This is a genomic window from Psychromonas sp. (genome assembly GCF_983033635.1).
The window spans coordinates 1-6,607 of record NZ_CEZLMY010000184.1; the positions used below are offsets into that span (position 1 = coordinate 1).

General features: G+C 38.6%; 6 protein-coding genes and 3 tRNA genes. 3 read left to right on the forward strand and 6 right to left on the reverse strand.

Going from position 1 to position 6,607, the window contains the following annotated elements; translation table 11 throughout:
* Positions 1-175: 175 nt before the first annotated feature.
* The 5 genes from AC4GME_RS16230 to mutY all read right to left on the reverse strand — a co-directional run bounded on the left by AC4GME_RS16230 (position 176) and on the right by mutY (position 1,991).
* Positions 176-251: transfer RNA gene (locus tag AC4GME_RS16230), tRNA-Phe, on the reverse strand.
* 32 nt (positions 252-283) lie between these two features.
* A tRNA-Thr gene (locus tag AC4GME_RS16235) sits at positions 284-359 on the reverse strand.
* Between the two features lie 74 nt (positions 360-433).
* Positions 434-509, reverse strand: a tRNA-Phe gene (locus tag AC4GME_RS16240).
* Between the two features lie 135 nt (positions 510-644).
* A complete protein-coding gene (locus AC4GME_RS16245) occupies positions 645-914 on the reverse strand; it encodes an oxidative damage protection protein (RefSeq protein ID WP_490379772.1) in 270 nt (89 codons plus the stop codon).
* Between the two features lie 3 nt (positions 915-917).
* Complete coding sequence (gene mutY / locus AC4GME_RS16250; RefSeq protein WP_490379773.1) at positions 918-1,991, reverse strand: A/G-specific adenine glycosylase; 1,074 nt, start codon at positions 1,989-1,991, stop codon at positions 918-920.
* Between the two features lie 132 nt (positions 1,992-2,123).
* Between mutY and trmB the strand changes: the two genes are divergently transcribed.
* Positions 2,124-2,858, forward strand: a complete 735-nt coding sequence (gene trmB, locus AC4GME_RS16255) for a tRNA (guanosine(46)-N7)-methyltransferase TrmB (RefSeq protein ID WP_490379774.1) — start codon at positions 2,124-2,126, stop codon at positions 2,856-2,858.
* Positions 2,859-2,923: 65 nt separating this feature from the next.
* On the opposite strand, the gene AC4GME_RS16260 is transcribed toward trmB, so the two are convergent.
* Positions 2,924-4,333 (reverse strand): alanine/glycine:cation symporter family protein, encoded by a 1,410-nt coding sequence (locus tag AC4GME_RS16260; protein WP_490378600.1) that lies wholly within the window; start codon positions 4,331-4,333, stop codon positions 2,924-2,926.
* A 227-nt stretch (positions 4,334-4,560) separates the two neighbouring features.
* Between AC4GME_RS16260 and AC4GME_RS16265 the strand changes: the two genes are divergently transcribed.
* Both AC4GME_RS16265 and AC4GME_RS16270 read left to right on the forward strand, forming a co-directional pair.
* Positions 4,561-5,190, forward strand: a complete 630-nt coding sequence (locus AC4GME_RS16265; protein WP_490378599.1) for a DUF5610 domain-containing protein — start codon at positions 4,561-4,563, stop codon at positions 5,188-5,190.
* Between the two features lie 487 nt (positions 5,191-5,677).
* Positions 5,678-6,607 (forward strand): hypothetical protein (locus AC4GME_RS16270; RefSeq protein WP_490379775.1); only part of this gene is annotated, 930 nt, incomplete at its 3' end.

The window sequence follows — 6,607 nt, forward strand, 5'->3', positions numbered from 1 at the left end:
GGATTGTATTACAAATTCATAATACAAAGTGCGCAAATAATTAATTGCTTTAGGCTTAAATGGTGAAGTTTCGTCTATTGGGCTTTGGGCAAAAGTTGAACCACGGACCGGAGGTTGTATTCTAAATTCGAATACAAAAAAGCCCTAAACAATAAATTGCTTAGGGCTTAAATGATGGTGCTTCGTCTCGGAATTGAACCAAGGACACGAGGATTTTCAATCCTCTGCTCTACCGACTGAGCTAACGAAGCATAACTTTTATCATCTTGCGATGAGTTGTAAATGGTGCCGACTACCGGAATCGAACTGGTGACCTACTGATTACAAGTCAGTTGCTCTACCGACTGAGCTAAGTCGGCACACGAAAACGTGTGCATTTGCACCGAGGTCATTGACCTCAACTTATCGAGATATTCTTCAATAAGAAATAATATGGTGCTTCGTCTCGGAATTGAACCAAGGACACGAGGATTTTCAATCCTCTGCTCTACCGACTGAGCTAACGAAGCAGGAACGAGGCGTATTAAATAGATTTTCGTTTCAACCGTCAACCTCTTTTTAAACTTTTATCTTGTTTTTTTAGTGTTTGCTTGTACTTTGGTCATTATCTGTTCTATTTGTGAGCAGCGACCGTTTGTTCAGCATTATTTTTTGGGAGTGTAACCTTCAATATCAACATCTTTGTTTTCAAAGAGGTAGCCAATCATAGTTCGTTCGATGAATTTGCGGTCTTCAAGTTGCATTAAATTTAATTTTTTTTCATTAATCAGCATGGTTTGTTTTTTTTGCCATTCATTCCAAGCTTCCTGGCAGATATTATCGAAAATACGTTTGCCTAATTCGCCAGGAATAAGTTGAAAAGCTAAGCCCGGTGCTTCTTTTTTTAAATAACTACAAAATACAGTTCTAGACATTTTTTATTCCTTCTCTTTAATTTTGTTAACTGCAGTTAATATTTTTTTTGTGGCGGCTGCAAGTCCGACTTTCTGCGGATCTTGTAAGTTATACCAAAGTGAATCTGTTTCTTCCATGACTTGTTGATATTCAACCTGATCAACTTCAATTAATACAGGTGATATATCAAAATGGAAATGACTAAATGTATGGCGAAACGTCGCTAACAGGGTTTGCTGATAGTTTTCTATCTCTTGGCTTTGCAAAGCTTGATGACATAAGTCCAGATTTGCAAATTCAGGGAAGCACCACAAACTTCCCCATATCCCAACTGGAGGACGCTGTTTTAATTGTATTATTTGCCCGTTTGTATCTTTCTGCGAGAGTACCAGCATAAAAGCGTGTTTTATTGGGATCTTCTTTTTTGCCTTTGGTGTAGGGTAATTCTGTACTGTACCGCTAGCAAAAGCCAAACAGTCCTGACTGATTGGGCACTCGTTGCATTTAGGTTTGCTACGGGTGCAAAGGATCGCTCCCATATCCATCATCGCCTGGTTAAAGATATCAGTTTGCTTGGCTGGCGTTACTTTTTCAGCAAGTGCCCATAATCTATTTTCAATGCTTTTTTCACCAGTCCAGCCTTCGATGGCCTGGTGGCGTGTTAATACCCGTTTAACGTTACCATCTAATATTGCAAAATTTTTATCTAAGGTTAAGGATAGGATAGCACCCGCCGTTGAGCGCCCAATTCCCGGCAGATCGAGCACTTGCTGGAACTCTTGCGGAAATTCTCCTTGGTAATTATCGCGAATGAACTGTGCAGCTTTATGCAAGTTGCGGGCTCTGGCGTAATAACCCAGTCCTGTCCAGTGGTGCAAAACTTCATCTAATGGGGCATTGGCAAGATAAGTAATAGTAGGGAAGGAACGCATAAATTTATTAAAGTAAGGAATAACGGTGGCAACTTGTGTTTGTTGCAGCATCACTTCACTGATCCATGTTTTATACAGGTTCTTATCTTGTTGCCAAGGCAGGCTTTTACGCCCATATTTCTGCTGCCATTGGATTATTCGCTGGCTAAAATCAATCTGATTCAAAATAAACTCTTTCTTATTTTAGGGCTCTTTTTTGGGTTATCGAGCATAGCAGAGTTGCACAAAAAATATAACGTTGCATAATGCAGGGATATTTAATGCATAGCACAATTACAGAACAACTAAGGTAGAAAAATGACAGATCAAGAAAATTCAGCCACAACTGAAAATGCTGAAGGTCTCGGCGAACAGAAATATATGCGTAAAATCCGCTCGTTTGTAAAACGCGAAGGGCGCATGACTAACCGACAATCTACCGCGATTGAAAACTTATGGGCAACCATGGGCGTTGATTACCAAGAGACGATGCTTGACTTTAAAGAATTGTTTGGCCGTGAAGCACCTGTTGTTTTAGAGATTGGTTTTGGCATGGGGAAATCATTAGTTGAAATGGCTAAAAACGCACCTGAGAAGAACTTTTTAGGCATTGAAGTGCATGGTCCTGGTGTTGGTGCTTGTCTAGCTGACGCAGGCGAAGAGGGTATCACTAATCTGCGTGTGATTAATCATGATGCAGTTGAAGTACTAGAGCATATGATCCCGGAAAAAAGCCTTGCTACATTCCAATTATATTTCCCTGATCCATGGCATAAAGCGCGTCACCATAAACGCCGCATTGTCCAGCCTGAATTTATTGAAAGCATGCGCCATAAATTAGCGATTGGCGGCGTGATTCATATGGCAACTGATTGGGAAAACTATGCAGAGCATATGTTAGAGGTATTACAAGCTGCCACTGATTTTAAAAACTGCAGTGAATCTGGTGACTATGCGCAGCGTCCGGAATGGCGTCCACTGACCAAGTTTGAAAATCGTGGTAATAATCTAGGTCATGGTGTGTGGGATTTACTGTTCGAACGTATCAGCTAATATTCTTTTTACAAATAAAAAAGCCTGCAAATTTGCAGGCTTTTTTATATTTAAAGCAAAGAGGTTTATTTCTTTTCCCAAATCCCAGGTTCGATTTTTTTATCAAGCTCAGGCATTTTGGTACGATCAAATGTGGGTGTTTTACCAGCATTTAACTGCTCGTTATAATCTTTTGCCAGTTTAACAACTTCATTAGAAAGTAGTAAAATAGCGACCAGATTTATAATGGCCATTAGTGCCATGGAGATATCTGCAAGTCCCCAGATCACACCGTTACTTTCTAGTGCGCCAAACATAATCATGGCTAATACTGCAATACGCAGAACCATAATACCCGTTGTATGTTTATGCTCTAGGAAGATTAAATTTGTTTCTGCATATGAGTAATTTGCAATAATTGAAGTAAATGCAAAAAATAGTAAAGCGATAGCAACAAATTCACCACCCCAGCCTCCAACCTGAGAATCTAATGCGCGTTGGGTAATTTCCACACCGCCCATGCCTGCAAACGATTCTAAACCGCCGGATAACAGGATAATTGAAGCGGTTGCTGTACAAATAACAATAGTATCAATAAACACGCCGAGCATTTGTACATAACCTTGCGATGCCGGGTGAGGAGGATAAGGTGAAGCCGTTGCAGCAGCATTTGCAGCACTACCCATGCCTGCTTCATTGGAAAATAAACCGCGTTGTACGCCGGTCATTATCATGGCACCAAATGCACCGCCAGCAGCTTCTTGCCAGCCAAATGCAGCATCAATAATCATTTTAAGGATTGCAGGCAGTTCGGAAATATTTGTAAGCACAACATATGCTGCGATTAACAGGTAAACAAGCGCCATTGAAGGCACAATTCGCTCCGCTACTTTTGCTATACCGCGAATACCCGTAAAAATAACCATGCCGGATATAATGACTAATATGATACCAACGGTCATTTTATCTAGTTGAAATGACTCATGCAGCGCCGCAGTAATTGAATTTGCCTGTACGGCATTAAATACTAAACCAAAAGCGATAATCAGGAAGATTGCAAATAGACTGCCCATCCAGCGAGCGTTTAAACCTCGCTCCATGTAATAAGCGGGCCCGCCACGGAAATTGCCATCATCATCATGTACTTTATACGCTTGCGCAAGGGTGCTTTCAGCAAAGCTGGTTGCCATACCTAAAATAGCAATTAACCACATCCAGAAAATAGCACCGGGGCCACCGACACTGATAGCAATGGCGACACCCGCAAGGTTACCAGTTCCGACTCGCGCGGCTAAGCTGGTTGATAAAGCTTGAAAAGAGGAGATTCCTTCACTGTCTGATTTGCGACTGTTACGCATAACGGTGAAAGTATGTAAAAAATGGCGAATCTGAATAAAACCAAGCCGAAATGTAAAATAAACTCCCGTGCCAATCAGTAAATAGACAAGGATCTGTCCCCATAAAACGCCGTTGATCATATTAAATATATCTAACATAGTGTTACCTTGAGTTAAGAAATACGTAATTAAATCCTTTTAATTTATCGTTTCTAAAAAATAATTGACGGAATATAGCAAATTTACTCAAACTATATTTGCTAAATTACAATCCTGGTGATTAATTGAACATTTCGCTGTCTAATAAATATACAGCTTGAAACTTAAGTTATACTTAATAGAGCCGATACTTGTTATGTATGCTTTGATAAATAGAGGTAGATATTATGAGCTCATCAATTAAACCGAATGCTACATTTAGCCAAGATGTTCGAGCCTTAGCAAAAGCGCAGGATAAAAAAGAGAGCGGACCAATGGGACAGCAAGTATCGGAGCTTGCACATGCGAAAAAAACGGAAAAACTGCAGGAGCCTATTTCTGTCACTAATAAAAAACTGCTTAATGCTTCAATTATAGAATCTTCGCTGAAATTTAATGAAACAATCGCCGACCAGCCGTTGTCACTTCTGTTAAAAACCGCCTTACAGGGAATCAATGAATCCTTAGAAGAGATGGGGATTGATAGCAATGTTGAAGATGCCTATGAATCGGGGGTTGATTATAGCCCTGAAGCCACCGCTGAACGCATTGTTTCATTCAGTACGCAGTTTTTCACTGCTTATCAGGATCAGCATCCAGAAATGGATGAAAAGGAAGCCTTAACTAAATTTGTTGATGTTATTAGCGGAGGCATTGATCAAGGTTTTGGTGAAGCCAAGGATATACTGGGAGGTTTAAAGGTGTTAGAGGGGGAAATTGGCGATAATATTGATAAAACCTATGAGTTAGTTCAAGAAGGACTACAGGCTTTTATTGATGCCTTTAGTGAGCCAGAAGAAGAGCAACCCGCACTGTAACTGTAATAAATATGATTGTAATAAAAGGTTTAGCTCAGTTGCTACGCCTTTTAGCAATAGAGTTAAGAAAAATCTCCCTCTGCCATTTATGATTAAAGAGCTCAAAAGCTGAATAATATTTAATAAATCCCATCTCTAATAACTTATTTCAAGTCACTATTTTGCTTAAAAACATTCACTCTGTTATCTAGCTGTTTTTGTTTATATTTGCTCTGTTTTTGAAAATAGTTTAATAATTTACTTATGTGAACAATTTTGAGAAAATCAACAAATCCTCTATTACTCTTAGTGAGGGGATCAAAAATGGCAGGGAAATAACCTTCTTCATAATTTAAATGTCTTTAATAACTGGCGAAAATAATGCGATTACAACTCAATATTTTTCTTCATAAGTGTTTCCTGCTTCTCTTTCCTTTAGTTGTGCTAGTCAGCTGTTTTTCATTAAATGCAACAAGCGATTTTATTTATGCCTAGATTAAGAGATAGCTTGAGTTTAAAAATCATCTCATTAACACTTTTACTGGCATTAATGACGCTGATTTCTGCTGGAATTGGAGTGCATTCGCTTAATGAATTTAAAGATGATTATCAAGAGGTAAAAGATCGTCATTTGAATGCATTAATGAAAGTCTCTGAATTAAGACGACAATCCCAAGAAATTATTAATGCCTCAATGGAAATGTTCCTTGCTACTGATTTGACTGAGCTTCAGTCGGGTATTCTTGATATATCGGATAAAAAATTGCGGATCGATAAAATTATTGAGCAGTTACAAGGCGACAGTATAAATTTTAAAGCGCTAGACGATTTAAAAAAACAACTCTATAGCCATTTACAAGATTTAGTCAGTGCGCTTGAATATAAATTCCAATTAGAGGATAAGTTCTTTGCTTCTTATCGCTCGGCAGAGGCGCTTAAACTGAGCCAGTTAAATAAAAGTAATATGCAGCTATTTGTGGTTATGGATAAGGCCATCTCTCATTTTAATCCGATTATCAATAAAAATAATGTTGCTTATCGAGCAACGGATCTTAAGGCATTAAGCTCATTTATAAACAGCTTAAAAGGTGAGTTAGGGGCGGAGCAATTGGCTAAAATTCATGATGTTTTTATTGATAAAACTTCGCTTGCATCCACTTATCAGGATTATGTAACTCATAATGATAAAATTAGAAAACTAAGTAAAAAAAATGAATATTTTACGAGTCTGTTTGTTTCAACTTTGGGGAGTGAAGTGCTCGCGGTGCAAAACCGTTTACTAAATGTTCTTAACAAACTTGAACATGAAACTTATCTGCGTAAATCCCGCTTATACTTTGTTCTTTTTATCAGCCTGATTGCAACATTTCTTTTTGTGCTAATCCAACTCAATTTTATTAAACGGATCTTATTAATCCGCAATATTATTGATTCTGGG